The 15293-nt window shown below is 68.7% G+C and carries 10 protein-coding genes and 1 tRNA gene; 6 read left to right on the forward strand and 5 right to left on the reverse strand.

From position 1 onward, the window contains the following. Nucleotides 1-52: 52 nt before the first annotated feature. The gene (locus tag ACFU5G_RS04380) at nucleotides 53-2860 is read right to left on the reverse strand and encodes a hypothetical protein (protein ID WP_377241165.1); all 2808 of its coding nucleotides are present in this window, start codon (nucleotides 2858-2860) and stop codon (nucleotides 53-55) included. An 863-nt stretch (nucleotides 2861-3723) separates the two neighbouring features. Between ACFU5G_RS04380 and ACFU5G_RS04385 the strand changes: the two genes are divergently transcribed. Together ACFU5G_RS04385 and ACFU5G_RS04390 are read left to right on the forward strand one after the other, a co-directional pair. Continuing rightward, a complete protein-coding gene (locus tag ACFU5G_RS04385; protein WP_377241167.1) occupies nucleotides 3724-7248 on the forward strand; it encodes an NACHT domain-containing protein in 3525 nt (1174 codons plus the stop codon). Nucleotides 7249-7621: 373 nt separating this feature from the next. Further along, the gene (locus tag ACFU5G_RS04390) at nucleotides 7622-8620 is read left to right on the forward strand and encodes an MFS transporter (RefSeq protein WP_377241169.1); all 999 of its coding nucleotides are present in this window, start codon (nucleotides 7622-7624) and stop codon (nucleotides 8618-8620) included. Between the two features lie 456 nt (nucleotides 8621-9076). On the opposite strand, the gene ACFU5G_RS04395 is transcribed toward ACFU5G_RS04390, so the two are convergent. Both ACFU5G_RS04395 and ACFU5G_RS04400 read right to left on the reverse strand, forming a co-directional pair. Then, nucleotides 9077-9161, reverse strand: a tRNA-Leu gene (locus ACFU5G_RS04395). A gap of 189 nt (nucleotides 9162-9350) precedes the next feature. Continuing rightward, entirely contained in the window at nucleotides 9351-10277 is a 927-nt protein-coding gene (locus ACFU5G_RS04400) for an SDR family NAD(P)-dependent oxidoreductase (protein ID WP_377241171.1), read from the reverse strand. Nucleotides 10278-10379: 102 nt separating this feature from the next. Here ACFU5G_RS04400 and ACFU5G_RS04405 point away from each other — a divergent pair, with 102 nt between their 5' ends. After that, a complete protein-coding gene (locus ACFU5G_RS04405; RefSeq protein WP_377241173.1) occupies nucleotides 10380-11240 on the forward strand; it encodes a helix-turn-helix transcriptional regulator in 861 nt (286 codons plus the stop codon). On the opposite strand, the gene ACFU5G_RS04410 is transcribed toward ACFU5G_RS04405, so the two are convergent. Continuing rightward, on the reverse strand, nucleotides 11215-12162 hold the full coding sequence (locus tag ACFU5G_RS04410; RefSeq protein WP_377241175.1) for an NADP-dependent oxidoreductase: 948 nt from the start codon (nucleotides 12160-12162) through the stop codon (nucleotides 11215-11217). The two genes, ACFU5G_RS04405 and ACFU5G_RS04410, sit on opposite strands and share 26 nt — an antisense overlap. 51 nt (nucleotides 12163-12213) lie before the next feature. Next, nucleotides 12214-12987, reverse strand: coding sequence for a DUF427 domain-containing protein (locus ACFU5G_RS04415; protein WP_377241177.1), 774 nt, complete (start codon nucleotides 12985-12987; stop codon nucleotides 12214-12216). A 97-nt stretch (nucleotides 12988-13084) separates the two neighbouring features. Between ACFU5G_RS04415 and ACFU5G_RS04420 the strand changes: the two genes are divergently transcribed. From ACFU5G_RS04420 to ACFU5G_RS04430, 3 genes are all read left to right on the forward strand, one after another. After that, nucleotides 13085-13549 (forward strand): hypothetical protein, encoded by a 465-nt coding sequence (locus tag ACFU5G_RS04420; protein WP_377241179.1) that lies wholly within the window; start codon nucleotides 13085-13087, stop codon nucleotides 13547-13549. A 30-nt stretch (nucleotides 13550-13579) separates the two neighbouring features. Beyond that, entirely contained in the window at nucleotides 13580-14026 is a 447-nt protein-coding gene (locus ACFU5G_RS04425) for a hypothetical protein (protein ID WP_377241181.1), read from the forward strand. Nucleotides 14027-14115: 89 nt separating this feature from the next. Continuing rightward, the gene (locus ACFU5G_RS04430; protein WP_377241183.1) at nucleotides 14116-15279 is read left to right on the forward strand and encodes an aminotransferase class I/II-fold pyridoxal phosphate-dependent enzyme; all 1164 of its coding nucleotides are present in this window, start codon (nucleotides 14116-14118) and stop codon (nucleotides 15277-15279) included. Nucleotides 15280-15293: the final 14 nt, after the last annotated feature.

The raw sequence follows: 15293 nt of genomic DNA on the forward strand, positions 1-15293 counted from the left end.
CAGCATCGATCGTGGAGACGAAGCTGGCGCGATGCGGACCTGGGGCTAAGGATCAGCGAGACCAGTATGCCCACAGCCGCGATGTCGCCCGATGCAGAGCCTGTGATCGGTGAGCGGCGGGGCCGGCGGGCCAGACCACGTATGGCTTCAGCGAATCGCGCACTGCTTCGCGCTCTTCGTCGGTCAAACGCAAGCGATTTACGCACTTCCTGATGCCATCCTTCACCTCATCGAGGAGCGCGACATGGAATTCCTCGACGCCGCAACCCAGGAGGACCTGCGCGATGTCGAATCGTGCGACCGAGATCGGCACAGAAACGACAGTGCGTGCAATGCGGCGCAATCTTGTCGCCTCCGTAACATCGAGGCGCAACTCCGCTGCTAGGAAAGTAACCTGTCGCGTGGCCACCCTTTCTGGCCGAGTGAGGCCCACCGCGATCATGCGTTCTTTGTACGGAGCGAAACTGTCCATCGCAGTCAGGTCGCCGAGAGGAAGCGGGGCCAGCTCTGAGCGAAACATCTCGGTGTTCACAAAGCTGGTGAGTGTGGGGTCCTCGTACATCGCATCGCGCATGTTCGGATCATCTATGTTCCTGCGGAGTAGTTGCAGGATGTGGTCTTCTCTTGCCCTCCTTGTCTCCGTCTCTTGAATCGTCCGCTCCACGCCAACACTTGTCGTGGGAGCCTGGACTCGCGTCGTGCCGGCTCCGACGTCGCTCTGGTTCTCTTTATTCAGCAGGTCGGCCAGGTAGCAGGCGAAGTTGTACTCCCCCAATGGGGTCCTGGGGTTTGTACACTCGTTCGGCGGGTCACTCGTGCGAACCTGCCCGGTAACCGCCTTGGCCCAGTAGCGCTTGAGTTCTTGACTTCGCTTATCGTTCGACGCGCCTTTCGCCAAGCAGTCCTGGGCGCGCAAGTACTGCCCGATGGACGCCTCGACGAGCCCGTTAACCAGAGCAATATTCTGGTGGTCCTTCGCGAGCCAGGCTAGCCCCTTCCACAAGTCGATGATCGCGTCGCATGCAATGTCCTCGGTCGAACGAGAGGCATTTTCCGTCATTTGGGCTTGGTTGTGACCAGGAGCGGGCCTCTTCGGCCATTGCCGCACGACAGCCGTCTTATGCGACAGATTGACCGCCACGACAGCTCGGGTGTGCAGGGCGCGCACACGCAGTGGCAAGAAGCCCTTGACTCCATCCGAGCGATTGATCACGAAGTCGTCGAGCCACTTGAAGTATTCCTCAAGGGAGTTGGTGTCGTCCTTACCCCGCCAGCGCGCGTAAGCAAGGGCAACTTGGGCGAGCCAGTTCCCCGGATCTGCCTCGACCGCGCTGCGAAGCAAACCGAGACTGTCCGACAAGGGCCGGCGGTCGCTCGTAGCGACGTAGTAGCGGGCAAGTGCCATCGGGTCGGTGGCACCGCACAAGCCATCGAATCCCTGGTGGTGGGCAGCGAGCGTGGTCATGATCGTTGCTGCAGCAGCCCGGTACAGGTCGAGTGGGCGGCCGGGCATCGCTTTGGCCAACAAGGATTGCCGCTCCACCAGGGCACTCCCCGCAGAACGGCCATTACGCGTGATGACGACGGCAAGACGCTCGTCGCCGTGGTCCTCAACAACGACGCGCCACGGCCTCGTACCCAGGAGGCCCTGCAGCAGGCGCACTACAACCTGGGCGAGTGCCTGCTGCGGCAGATCGCCGAGCGCCTCGCCCCGAAGCGCCTGCACGTCGGACCCGGTAGGAATCTCAATACCCCGGGGGCGTTTCGCGCCTAGTTCGCCAAGCATGGCGATGAGATGCGCCGCGCCGTGCCCCGTGTCTTCTGATTTCGAACTCTGTTCGGATGCGCCCTTCACCTCGACTGCCCCTTTCACCTCGACGGAGAGCCGCAAGCGCGTAGCGAGCCACGTCGCTACGCCATAGACCCCCAGTGCAGCGCCTGCCGCACCCGGCAGCGCGGCCGACCTGAAGCTCGTCGACTGCAGGCTCAGGGACGCTGCGAGGATGGCGGTGATCGAGAGAACCCATGTCGGCACGAGCCACCCAAAGGCGAGTTTGCGACGGTCATAGCCGCGACGAGTACTCGCCGAGCCACGCCGCAGCGACGCAGTTGCGGTCCCCAATGTCAGAGAGGCCATGAGCACGATCGCCCAACGCCAGAAATCGAGAAAGCCCACGTCGAACCATCCATCAGGCAACCCCCGTGGGTCAGTTGTCGAGACCGGGCCCCAGATCAACAACAGGCCTCCCGCAAAAATGCTTAGCAACCCGGCCCAGCTGACGATCCCCCGCTCCCAGCGCCTCAGGATCGGCCAGTTGAGCTGGATCGGAGTCAGCGTGCGCGAAAGCAGTCCGAGTCCCGCGATCCCGATCGCCAGAGCGAGTAGCAGCGGGCCCAATGGGCGCACGGTTGCGACAAAGACATCCCAGGAGCGTGCCGCCCGATGCGCGGGCATGTTCGCATGAGCTTCTTCGACCACAGCCAGAGCGGCACCATTTCGCTCGTCGACGGCGAGAGCTTCCTCAGCCCGCTCAAGCGCGGCCGCCCACGATTCGACAACACCATCGCCAGCGTCACCCTCCGGCTGCGGCCGGAGGGCCGAGGCATCGTCTGCGAGAGCAATTGCCGCGGCGATGGCAGATTGAGCGGCGACAAACTCCTCCGGGCATGCGGGAATTGCCTGCGTTGTCTCACCTGGAGGTTGGTTCGCATCCTGGACGCTGCGACGCTCTTCGATGAGCGCCTTAGCTTCCTGGGGGCGTCGGTCGTCCGTCAGTATCTGCGCGGTAGCGCAGATACTGACGGTCGTTTCGGCCGACTCGGCGGCAAGTGCCGCCAGAGGCAGGCCGAGGGCAACCATTGCGAACCCGGCACCAAGAACCAGGGACTCGCGAAGACGCCTACGCATCAGATCTCCCCTCGCCCAGGGCACGGAGCGCGCTGATCTGTCGTCACAACGTAGGGAACTGTCCAAGGACTCGGTGTGACCCTCGATGAGGGTGATCCTGGGCGTTGCCAGGGTGAACCTGGCGAGGTGGCACTGGGCTCTCATCGGCGGCGATGTCGAATCTGTATGCGCGACTCGTTGCCGGCCGATGTGGGAGCGGCCGCCAGTCCGAAGCATCGCCCGCGTCCCGATCAACGCTGGTCGCAACGACCGGTTTCACCGAGCCAACCTGCTCGTCGTCACCGCGGTCCCGGCCGCCACACTATGCGCGCATTCGTTCGTATCCCAGTGGGCGACGAAAGCACCGGCTTCGTAGGGCTGGGCACTCGGGCGCGGTGCGTCTCGGGCCGGGTTAAACAAAACCTGCTGGGGCGACGATAGCGCTCGGCTCTCTGCATCCAACCATGAAGCGCTCGACGGTTCCTCGATCGACGCACCCTGGAGCGCAAGGACCGGGTCATCGGCGACACCTCCTGCACCGGCCTGCACCACGGGGCAGTCGTGTCCTGTTCCTACGTCGCCACCGGAGCCAATGCCCGTTGGACCCACAACACCCAAACTCCGGCAACCACGTCGCCCAGCGCCGGCGGAGCAGGCCGAGACTGCCCCGGGGCCGAAATCTGTGCCCGCGTTCATCTTCGAGCAATCCAAGGCTTCAAGCACAGAAGGCCCGCACCTGTATACGGGATTCCCATCCGATGGCAATTATGGCGGCCAGCGCGGACTCCCTGGCTGGCCCCGTGGCGCCGACGGCTGGTCCTGAGAGGATGCTCAGCATGTCGACGCCGTTGAACGGTCGCCAGAGGGCCGTGGACTCCCTGGTTGCCATCGCGATCGCTGCGCTGGACCAGGCTCTGCCTCTTTCCGGAACTGTTAGCGCTGCAGTGCTTCGGAGTGCATTTTCCGCACCACCGGCGCAGATGGGGATAGACGAGAAGGTCGTGGACCAGGTTCGTAGGTGGGCGACCCGCGAGGGCCTTCAAGAGGATCTGGAAGCGGGCCTGGCACTGGCGAAGCAGACCCTGGGCGATCTCAACGCGACGCCAACCACCTTGGCCGATGCCAACTACGACTCCGAAGTAGCTTCGGATCGCGTGATTCAAGCAGCCCATAATGACCCCGCGTGGGGCGGACAGATCAAGCGCTGGGGACCAGATAATCGGTACGCAATCGCTGAGCGAGCGATCCGCGTGGTCTACGACACCCTCATCGCGGAATTGCAGACGGCAGAGCCAGCGGTACCAGGTCTCGCGTCCCTCGGGGTCAGAGTTGACGAGCTCATCACCCAGGTCGGCAGGCTGCAGCAGGTCGGTGCCCCGACCAAGAACCAGGTGATCAACTACCTGACCACGCGACTAGCAGACTGGGACCGACCGGTCTGGGGGTTTCAGACTCAGATCACCATGCCACGTCGTGTGCATCTGCGACCGCCCGCCACCAGTGGCGCCAGCGGACAGGGTAGAACCCTCTCCGACGAAGATGCGCTGCAGAGGCACGAGATGCTTGTCGTGCTCGGTGGGCCTGGATCAGGCAAGACCTGGCTTAGCCGTTCATACGCCCGGGAGGCCGCGGACCGTGCCCTCGACAGCCTGGCCAGCGGAGCAGTGCTCAGTGACATCGAAGTCCCGGTCTTTGTGACCTGGGACCAGTGGAGCGGCTCCGGTGGAGGGGTTCGCGAGTCGCTCGTAGATGCGTCGTTCGCCGCTGGCTCTGGCCATAGCGTCACAGCCGGCGACGCGGCGGTCAAGCAGTTCCTCCTGGATCCGGCTACCCGAGTACTGCTGATCGTCGATTCGCTCGACGAAGCCGCGAATCACCAAGGGCAGGCGAACCGACTACACGAGCTGACGTCGCTTCTTCCTGCCTGGCGAGTCGTTGTGACTAGCCGACCTGCGGCGTGGGAACGGACCGCCTCGACGCTCCCCAGCAGCCGTGGACTTGGGATCGCAGATCTTCAAGACCTGTCCTACCCGAGCGAAGTCAACGCATTCGTGCGTTCCTGGTTCGAGTTCGACCAGGACCTTGCGACCACGCTCCTCACGCAGATCCACGCTCGTCCCGAGCTGGCAGGCCCGGCAGGCTCCCCGCTGATGCTCACGATCTATTGCCTGCTCACCGAGCATGACCCGGAAAGAGGGTTGCCAACCAGGCGCCACCGCCTCTACGACGCCCTTGCCAGCCAACTCCTCAAGCGCTACGACAAAAACCTCGGCATGAACGAGCCGCTACGCCACGAAGAGCGCGTACGAATCCTCGGCCAGTGGGCATGGCACGCGGTCGGCTCCTCCGACGACACCTATACCGGGCTGGGTAACTGGGCTGACACCTTCACCACACCGAATGAGCCTGCTCCCGTTGACGCCGTCGCACTGGAGGAAATCGCACCAAGGACCAACTCGGGTGGGCCAGTTGGACGCACAGTCCGCCGATTCGTCCACCGGACACTGCTTGAGCACTTCGTTGCCCTGCACGTCTCAGCGCTCGATGCCGATCACGCGTTTCGGACACTGCTTCCCCACCTATGGTTCGACCCTGACTGGCAGACAGCGGCACCAGCTGCTGTGGCTGCCCACAATCGTGCACACCGTGGAGAGCTCTTTGAACGAATCCTCACCGCTGTTCGCACACCGCTGTCAGCAACCGACGGCACAGTGGCACGTGCCGGACATGAGCTGGACGGCTTCCTCCTCGCTGTGGCAGAGGAATCCGACCCGGCCGAATGGCGCCAAGACCATCAGGCGATCCTTCAGGCGTGCCGCATCCGAAACGCGGTTGTATGGCCGGACAGAATGGCACGTACAGCGCATTGGCACGCCTCAAACACCGAGGTAATCAGGCAAGTCGTGGACCGGATGGCAGCTCGCACACGCGAAAAGCGCTTCCGTGAAAGCGACTGGGAAAAGTATGTGCACTTCGACGGCCAGGACCTCCCCGGGCTAGCACACACCGACGCCGACCGGTTGACGTTGCGAAGTGCCCTCATGGACAGGCTGGAAACTGCCGCCGACGGTGGCAGGTTTGAGCTCCTGGTCGGGAGCGTGGGCATGGGGCACATCAACGAGGTTGACCGACCAGCGCTCCTGGACATTCTTGTCGGCCTGCCCAACGGAAACGACGCCCTCCACGGCAACGACCTGGCAATGTTCATTCACCTAGCACCCGAGGGTTTGACACTCCTCGCCCAGAGCGAAGTTGAACGTGCCCGCGTCGCCGATCGACTGCGAGAAGATCTCGGGGGCGTGGACTATGGGCTCTACATCGTCCGAGGCATGCAGCTCCTCGAGCGGCCAGAGGGCGAGCTCGAACACGTGCGCAACGCTTTCATCTCCGCAGTTCAGTACTGGGGCGGCATGGAACGGGACCTCGCCGAAGCGTTCCATCAAATCGACCCCTCACGAGCGCAACGTGACGTAGTCGCAGAGGTCCTTCTGTCGAAGATGGACCAGACGAACGAACATGTCACGGAACACTCCGCGTGGCAGGCCCGATCGCTCGCTCGCATCAACCCCACGGGTCAGCAGAAGGAACGAGCGCGCTCCATCCTGATTCGCCAGCTCGCGGAGAACACCCGAGCGTGGAAGGTGCGGGAAGTAGTCAAAGCCCTCGTTTCCCTGGACGCGACCGTTTCCGACAGGCGAAGCGCTATCGAGATCATGCTGATCGCTATTGGCAATCAGTATGACGTTGACGATGAGATGTTCGATGCCTTCACTCTGCTAGGACCCAGCACTACGGACACCGCACGAGCTCGTCGGCAGGTATTGCATATCTTGGAAACTGGAGACCATGCGTACACCGACGACGTTGCAGAATGGCTCGCAAGCCTCGATCCGACTGAGGATGAGCGTACGCATACGCGGGAAGTCCTGCTCGAACGTCTCGATGAGAACCTGACGTCCAACACCAGAGCGCTCTTGTCGCTCCGCCCGACTCATGCCGAATTGACCCGAGCGCGAGAAATAGTTCTGCGTTCGATTCAGGATTCCGACGCAAGCACAATTGTCGAGGCAGCAACCGTGTTGCCGCGGCTGAAGCCGACGCGTCGAGACCGTGAAGTTGCTCGAGAACGACTGCGGTCCGCAGAAGCCAACTATGCCGCGCCCGGACAGCACTGGTTCGATCCGCAGCTGAGGGAGTACATCAACGCGCTCCTGCCGCTCGGCCCAACCCCTGACGAGCAGGCTCGCGCACGTGAAGTGATCCTGGATAGCCTGAGCAATCCCAATGACAACATCCGCCTGCCGCTACTTCGGCAAACATCGACACCGCAGGCGTGGCTCCGGTGGATCGACGAAGCCTGAGCCATCCGTCACCGGGCTGGTTGTCGCCCAACTCCTCGAGCTTTAGATGGGCCAGCTGATCACTTCCGTGACCTCAATTTGCCCCAGGAGTTCCCTCGCCGCTGGGTCCAGCGTGACGCCAAGGGACGACCGATCTCTGGGGGCGTGTGAGACGTCGTCGTTGCTAATGCCGTGGACTCTGCGCGCCCGCCAGGTGATCGGTTCCGGCGGCCGAACCAACCACGTCCGCGCCAGTCGATGCTGCCATGACGGACCAGGGCGAGCACGGGCTCGATCAGGTGGGGCGGTTGTGCCCTGTTGCCCTCGACATTAACGACAGCGTAGTCAGCCGCACTCCAGCCCTCGTCAGGTGTCACGATCGGTCCTCCACGGAATGCAGACTCGCCGCGCAGCCGCGGTCGAGTGCTCAAGCACAAGGACAGGTTCATGTGTTGAACTGTGCAAACCAGTCCTGACCTGGTGGTTTATCCCCTGGCGCTGGGTGTTCGGTGCGATCGCGGTGGCCTCGGCGTTCCTGTGGGTCGTGTCGCTCCTCGTGGTGCGGGACGACGACCGCGCCCCGGCCGCCCTCGATCTCATCGGGCTCCTGCTGCTCTCGGCCGCGACCACGGCACTGCTCGCCGGGTTCTCGCGCGCAGCCGCGCCGGCGGGCGTCGACCCGTTCGCGATCGCCCTCACAGTGGTCGGCGCCCTCGCCCTGCTCGCGTTCGTGCGGTGGGCCCGGCACCGGGGCACGACGGCAGTCGTCGACCTCGGCACGTTCTCCGCACGGGGCTACGGTGCCGCAGTGGGTGTGATGGCCCTGCTCGGTGCGGCCGTGTATCCGGCGTTCTTCGGACTGCCCCAGCTCTTTCAGTCGGTCGGCGGCCTCTCGCCTGCGGTTGCCGGCCTGCTGGTGGCACCGTATGGCCTCGGCACCCTGATCGCCATGCCGGTCACGGGCCGGCTCTCGGACTCGGTCAGCACCGGTCTGCTCGTACGAGTCGGGGCCGGCGTGGCCGCCGCCAGCTTCGCTGGCTACCTCTTGGCCGGGCTGCTCGACGGCGCCGCCCGGATCGCCCTGTACGCCGTGCTCGGCTTGGTCGTGGGGCTGGGGATCGGCTCGGTCGGCAGCCCGACCGTCTCGTCCATCTACCGCGCCCTGCCGCCCGAACGCATCGCGCCCGGCACCACGATCCTGTTCGTCACCAACCAGCTCGGCGGCGCACTCGGCGTGACGGTCCTGGCCGGGATCGTCGGCATCCTGGGCGGCGGACGCTGGGACGCCGACGTCGCGGGCTGGCCCCTGACCGTCCCCGTCGTGGCATGCCTCGCGGTCGCGGGGCTCTCCGCCCGGCTGGCCAGCGCCGACAGCACTACAGCCCGAGCATGACAGGAGCGCGCCTCCGCGCCGACCAGGCAGTCGCCGTGCGAGTGCGCAAGCGCGTCCTCGTCGCGCCAGCAGCTCACTGGTCAGAGGCGCGACAGTTTCCGAACATGACTGACGACGTCCGGCCGACCACGAAACTCCTGATCCGCCCTTATGAAGTCGGTGACGCCGGCGATACCGGGCGTGTCTTCCATGCTGCTGTCCACGGCACGGCGAGTCGCGACTACACCGTCGAACAACGACGCGCACACAGACCCGCAGGCCAGAGCATGTCGCGGCCACAAGTACGCCGCCATCGCATCGTCGCTCGACGTCGAGCGGCCGACCGAGGACCTGGCGATCGTCGGTGTAGCGCTCCAGGTGCTGAGCCCCCGTGACAGACAAAAAACGCCGAGACCTCTACGAGGCACTCGGCGTTCATCTGCTCGGTAAACCCGCTGGTCACAGCGGGGATAAGAGTGTCCGGAGGGGGACTTGAACCCCCACGCCCGATAAAGGGCACTAGCACCTCAAGCTAGCGCGTCTGCCATTCCGCCACCCGGACAGGTGACCCGTTCTCGGCGTTTCCGCCTTCCCGGTGCGTGGAAAAACATAGCACGCAGAACGGGTCGGGTCCGAATCGAAAAGCGTGTGACCTGGGCCGCTCTCGGGACCGACCGCCGGGACGGCGCCCGGAGCCCGCCGACGGCGGCCCTGGTCAGGCCCGCCGACCGGCCAGACCAGGCGCTTCGCGTCAGCCCAGGAGCTGCTCCGTGACCGCCCAGAGGCGCGCCTCACGCTCCCGGTCGTGCGCGAACGGTTCCACCTCGCGCTCCGCGGTCTTGACCACGAACGCGCCGTCGCGCAGGTACGCCCAGCGGTCCTCCAGCGCCATGGCCGCGAGCAGCGGGCCCGACCGCTCCGGTGTCGAGACGCCGGGGATCCGGCCTACCGCGCGGCCGATGCGCTGCATCGCGGGACCGTGCTCCCGGGACAGGCCGCTGCCCGGCATGAAGCCCGGCTCGAAGACCGACACGGCGACGCCGTCGGGCAGCCTGCGCTGCAGCTCGTGCGCGTAGTAGAGGACCGCGAGCTTCGAGTTCGAGTAGGCGGTCCCGGCGTCGCGGGTGCCGGACGGCGACCCGGCCGGCGTCGGCCGGGCGAGGTCCAGCGGGTCACGCCAGACGGCCTCAGGCACGCCGAGCAGGCGGCGCGGGGTGTTCAGGTAGTAGGTGTTGGAGCCGAGCAGCACGATCCGGGCCGGCGCCGCGAGCGCCCCGGCCAGGTCGCGCACGAGCTGGGCGTGCGCGAGGTGGTTGATCGCGAAGGTGAGCTCGTGCCCGTCGGCGGAGGTCGCGTGGGTGTCGGCCACGGACACCCCGGCGTTGCCGATGATCGCGCGCAGGGGCCGGACGGCGCCGTCGTCCAGCAGGCGGCGGGCCTCTTTCGCGGCCGCGCGGACGTCGGTGAGGCTGCCCAGGTCGGCGCCGACGGCGTGGGCGGTGGCGCCCGCCGCCCTGGCCTCGGCGGTGATCGCGTCCAGGCGGGCTCCGGGGCGTCCGACCAGGAGCAGGTCGGGCCGTTGTTCGGGGCTGCGGCGCGCCATGGCCAGGACGGCGGAGCGGCCGAGGCCGCCGGTCGGTCCGGTGATGAGCACGGTTCCGGTGTCTGAGGTCGTCATGCGGCCATCGTGGGACGCCCTGGCGGCCGGAGGCAGTCGTCGCCCTGTCGTAGGACTGGCAGGGCCACCACAGGCCCCGCGGGCGGGGCGCAGACTGGGGTCATGGAGCTCGGACCGGCGATACGACACTGGCGCGACCGGGTCTCCCCCGCCTCGGTGGGGGTACCCGTCGGCGCCCGGCGCCGCGCCACGGGGCTGCGGCGCGAGGAGCTGGCCCAGCTCGCCGGCATCTCCGTCGACTACCTCACGCGCCTGGAGCAGGGGCGGGCCACGGCGCCGTCGGACCAGGTGGTGGAGGCGATCGCGCGGGGGCTGCGGCTGAGCGATCCCGAGCGGGAGCTGCTGTTCCGCCTCGCGGGGCTGACGGCGCCGGGGCGCGGCATGGTCTCCGGCCGCATCCCGGCGAGCGTGCAGCGGCTGCTCGACCGGTTCGACGGGCACCCCGCGGTGGTCTACGACGCGATGTGGAACCTCGTGACGGCGAACGCCGCCTACGACGCCCTGATGGGCCGGACCACGGCGTGGCGCGGGCTGGAGCGCAACGCCGTCTGGCGGCACCTGCTCGGGCCCTCCTCCCGGGTGGTGCACACCGACCAGGAGGAGGCCGAGCTGGTGGCGGGCCTGGTCGCCGACCTGCGGCTGACGGCGAGCCGCTACCCGGCGGACCCGCACGTCAGGCGGCTCGTGGCGGACCTGCGGGAGGGGAGCGCCGAGTTCACGCGGCTGTGGGAGGCGATCGACCTGAGCCCGCAGGAGTCACCGGCGCGGCTGAAGGTGGTGGACCACCCCGAGGTGGGGCGGATCCGGACCGACTGCGACACCCTCGTGGTGGCCGGTGACGACCTGCGGATCATGGTCTACACCTGCGAGCCCGGGTCGCAGGACGCCGAACGGCTGGCGCTGGCGATCGTGCTGGGCGACCAGGCGATGGACGAGGTCACTCCCCCGCCACGACCTCGATGATCGTCTTGCCCGGCGCGCGGAGCCGCCGGGCGAACGCGTCGGCCGTCTCCGCCAGCGGCCGCACGGCCCCGACGACGGGGCGCAGCCGGCCGGACCGCACCCGTTCGGCCAGGTCGGCGAGCCGGGCCCGGTCGGGTTCGACGACGAAGAAGATCGCGCGCCCGTCCGCCGGGTGCACGCGGGGCGGCTCGGCGATGGTGACGACGGTGCCGCCCGGCCGCACGAGCTCGGTCGACCGGTCGAGCACGTCGCCGCCGATGACGTCGAACACGACGTCGACGCCGCCGGACACCTCGCCGGCCCCCGCGCCGCCGCCCCCCAGGTCGCCGGCGTCCAGGTCGAGGAAGGCGTGGGCACCCAGGTCGAGCGCGACGTCGCGGTCCGCGGCGCGGCCGGTGCCGATCACGCGGGCGCCCGCCGCGCGGGCGAGCTGGACCGCGATCGAACCGACGCCGCCCGCCGCCCCGTGCACCAGGACCGTCTGCCCCGTCGTCAGGCGGCCGTGGTCGAACAGCCCCTGCCAGGCCGTCAGGCCGGAGATGGGCAGGGCGGCGGCCACGGTGTGGTCCAGGTCGGCCGCCAGCGGCGCGAGGTTGCGCGCCTCGACCGCGGTGAACTCGGCCAGCGACCCGTCACGGCTCCAGTCCGTCAGCCCGAACACGCGCTGCCCCACGGTCAGGCCCGTGGTCCCGTAGCCCAGCTCGGCCACCACGCCGGACAGCTCGTGCCCGGGGATGGTCGGTCTCCGGTCGTGCCCGGCCTTGTCGACCCAGGTGCCGGGCCAGTCGAGCTCCCCCGGCGTGAACCCGGCGGCGTGCACACGCACGATGACGTCGTTCTCCGCGGCGCGCGGGTAGGGCATGTCGGTCAGGGCAAGGCCGCCGATGCCCGCCTCCTGGTCCTGGACGGTGATGGCTCGCATGGTGGTTCCTCTCGTGTCGTCCCACCAGCATCGCCCTCTCGGCGGCCGGAGTCAGCGTGGCGGGACCCGACCCGCCGGGTCTCCGTCGACGTAGACCTCCAGGTCCGCGTTCTTCTCCGGCCAGAAGCAGACCATCCCGGCGATCCGCAGCCCCTCCCGCAGCGGGGTGTCGTAGCCCCAGACGACGTCGCGCAGCACCTTGCCGCCGGCGTCGACGCTCCAGTACGCGGCAGTGCCCTTGTAGGCGCAGTAGCTCACGGTCTCGGTGGGCCGCAGCAGGTCCATCCGCACGTCGACCCGCGGCAGGTAGTACCTGGGCGGCTGCCCGGTCTGGACCAGGACGACGGGCCGGCGCGACTCCGCGACCACCTCGCCGGCCACCACGACGCGCACGTGCCGGGCGGACGGCATCGCGTCGACCCGCACGTAGGGGTCGCGCGCGTGCGTGTGGACCACCTCCTCCTCGGCGAGCCAGGTGTCCAGGGCCGCCCAGTCGAGCGTCACCGCGTCGCGCAGCTCCTCGACCGGCGCCTCCGGGTAGCGCCGGGCGGCGCCCGCCAGCACCGTGTCGCCCACGACGACGTCGAACAGCTCGCTGACGCCGAGGCTCCGCGACCTCGGCCCCGGACCCGCCGGGCGCAGGCCGGCCCACAGCTCGTCGGGCGCGAAGAAGTACTGCGGGTAGAAGCGGTGCTCCCAGACCAGCAGCGGCGGGTCGGCGTCGGCCACGAGCACGCCCGCGCTGTAGGCGCGCACCCGCACCGACCCGGGCTCCACCGTCCCCGGCTGGATCTCGACCGCTCGCGGCAGGGTCTCGGTCGTCATGTCTCGCCCTCTCGTCGTCCACACCTGTCGCTCCTTCGACCGGCCAGGGCGGCGATCCGTGACGGCGAGTGTCAGTGGTCGGGTGTTCCCTTGACCCATGGACGGACCGACGGACGGACCCACGAACAGCCCGGGCACGGCGCGAAAGACGCGGACGACGCCGACCCGGTTCGCGATCGACGCGGTCACCGCGCTGCGGCTGGTGCGCGAGGACCCCGGCGCCGGGGCGCACGTGCCGCTGGTCGCGCCGGTGGTGCTGCGCAGCCACGCCATGTCGATGCTCTACCACGACGCGGCCGCCGGCCTCCTGGACGACCTGGCGGCGCGGCGGCTGCTCGACCGGCTCGCCACGCTCAAGATCCGGCTGCTCGGCGACCGGGTCTCACGCGCGACCGCGTGGAAGGTCGCGCGGCAGCTCGGCTGGGACGACACCGCCCAGGCCGAGTACCTCGCGGTGGCCACCCTGCAGGCCGACGTCCTGGTGGCCGGGGACCCCCACATCGCGGAGGCCGCGGCCGGGGTGGTCCCCCTGGCCACGTACGACGACCTGCGCCGCGCCTGACCCGACGACCGGGTACGCCACACTTCTCGCGTGACGACCCGCAGCTTCGAGCTCACCACCTCCGTCCCGGTCGCCCCGCGCGCGGCGATCGACTTCCTGACCGACCTCACGCGGCACCGCGGCCTGCACCCCTACCTGGTGTCCGCCGAGATCGTCGCGAGCGGCACGGGCCCCGACGGCCCCTGGCAGGACTGGCAGGTCGTCGAGCGGCCCCGGCTCGGCCCGCTGCGGTACACCCTGCGCTTCCCGGCCCGCGTGGAGCGGTCGGCGGACGACGTCATGACGTCGGCGGTGCGCGCCGCACCGGGCTGCACGCTGCGTACGGTGACCCGGGCGACGTCCGCCCCCGACGGCGCCGTGCTCACCGAGACCACCGAGGTCACCGCGCCCTGGCCCGTGGCCGGGTACATGACCCGGCAGGCCCGCACGGCCCACGAGCGCACGTTCGCGCTGCTGCCGGCCGAGCTGGGGCGCTGACCACCCCGCCGCGCGATGTCGCGCCCCGCGGTTCGGGGGCATCATGAGGAGCACAGGGGGCCGCCGGATTCTCGCGGGAGGAGCACGGCATGTCCCTGTCCCGGAGGGCTCGCGCGGCGCAGGAGGCGATCGAGCCCGTCACCTCGTTCTTCCTGTCGCTGCGGGCGCTGGACGGGCAGCCCGGTGTGGTCGACCTGACGTTCGGCGACCCGCACGAGATGCCGCTGCCCGGGCTGGTCGACGCCCTGCGGGCCAACGTGGAGCCGCGGACCGAGGACTGGTTCGCCTACAAGACGAGCCTCGCGCCGGCACGGGAGACGGTCGCGGCGGGCCTGGCGGCCGAGCTGGGCCTGCCGTTCGGGCCGGAGGACATCGCGATGACGCAGGGCGCGTTCGGCGCCATCGCTGTCGCGTTCCGGCTGGTGGCCGACGCCGGGGACGAGGTCGTGATCCCGGAGCCCGGCTGGTTCTACGCCCCGATGCTCCGGGCCGCCGACGTGGTGCCGGTCCGGGCGCCGCTGGCGGCGGGCAGCTTCGACCTGGACGTCGAGGCGGTCGCGCGGGCGATCACGCCGCGCACGCGCGTCGTCGTCGTGAACTCGCCCGCCAACCCGACCGGCCGGGTGTACGGCCGGGACCGGCTGGACGAGCTCGCCACGGTGCTGGAGGCGGCGTCGGCGCGTACGGGCCGACGCATCTGGCTGCTGTCGGACGAGCCCTACCGCCGGATCCGGTTCGACGGGATCGGCTTCACGAGCCCCGCCGCGTGCTACCCGTGGACCCTGGTGGACTACAGCTACGGCAAGATCCTCCTCGCGCCGGGCCAGCGGCTGGGCTACCTCGCGCTGTCGCCGCGGATCCCCGTGGCCGAGCGCGCCGAGCTGCGCGCCGCCCTGGTGCCGCTGCAGATGGGCCTGGGCTGGGGCTTCCCCGACGCGGTGATGCAGTACTCGGTGCCGGCGCTGGAGAAGGTGTCGATCGACGTGCCCGAGCTCGCCCGCCGGCGGGACCTGATGGTGGGCGCGCTGGGCGCGGCCGGGTACGACCTGACCGTCCCCGAGGGCACGTTCTACCTGTGGAGCGTGGCACCCGGCGGCGACGCCGTGGCGTTCGCGGGCGCGCTCGCCGAGCGCGGCGTGTACGTGCTGCCGGGCACGGTGTTCGACCGCCCGGGGCACTTCCGGATCAGCCTGACCGCCACCGGGGACATGCTGGAGCGGGCGCTGCCCGCGCTGCGGGAGCTCGCCGGCTAGCGGCCGCGGGCGCC

The organism is Promicromonospora sp. NPDC057488 (genome assembly GCF_042802395.1).
Classification (GTDB): domain Bacteria; phylum Actinomycetota; class Actinomycetes; order Actinomycetales; family Cellulomonadaceae; genus Promicromonospora.

What these genes read in the sequence shown, in the direction of transcription:
- ACFU5G_RS04390 (WP_377241169.1), top strand. Translation starts at nt 7,622, where the DNA reads ATGCAGACTCGCCGCGCAGCCGCGGTCGAGTGCTCAAGCACAAGGACA.
- ACFU5G_RS04380 (WP_377241165.1), bottom strand. Translation starts at nt 2,860, where the DNA reads ATGGTTGCCCTCGGCCTGCCTCTGGCGGCACTTGCCGCCGAGTCGGCC.
- ACFU5G_RS04430 (WP_377241183.1), top strand. Translation starts at nt 14,116, where the DNA reads ATGTCCCTGTCCCGGAGGGCTCGCGCGGCGCAGGAGGCGATCGAGCCC.
- ACFU5G_RS04410 (WP_377241175.1), bottom strand. Translation starts at nt 12,162, where the DNA reads ATGCGAGCCATCACCGTCCAGGACCAGGAGGCGGGCATCGGCGGCCTT.
- ACFU5G_RS04385 (WP_377241167.1), top strand. Translation starts at nt 3,724, where the DNA reads ATGTCGACGCCGTTGAACGGTCGCCAGAGGGCCGTGGACTCCCTGGTT.
- ACFU5G_RS04400 (WP_377241171.1), bottom strand. Translation starts at nt 10,277, where the DNA reads ATGACGACCTCAGACACCGGAACCGTGCTCATCACCGGACCGACCGGC.
- ACFU5G_RS04420 (WP_377241179.1), top strand. Translation starts at nt 13,085, where the DNA reads ATGGACGGACCGACGGACGGACCCACGAACAGCCCGGGCACGGCGCGA.
- ACFU5G_RS04415 (WP_377241177.1), bottom strand. Translation starts at nt 12,987, where the DNA reads ATGACGACCGAGACCCTGCCGCGAGCGGTCGAGATCCAGCCGGGGACG.
- ACFU5G_RS04405 (WP_377241173.1), top strand. Translation starts at nt 10,380, where the DNA reads ATGGAGCTCGGACCGGCGATACGACACTGGCGCGACCGGGTCTCCCCC.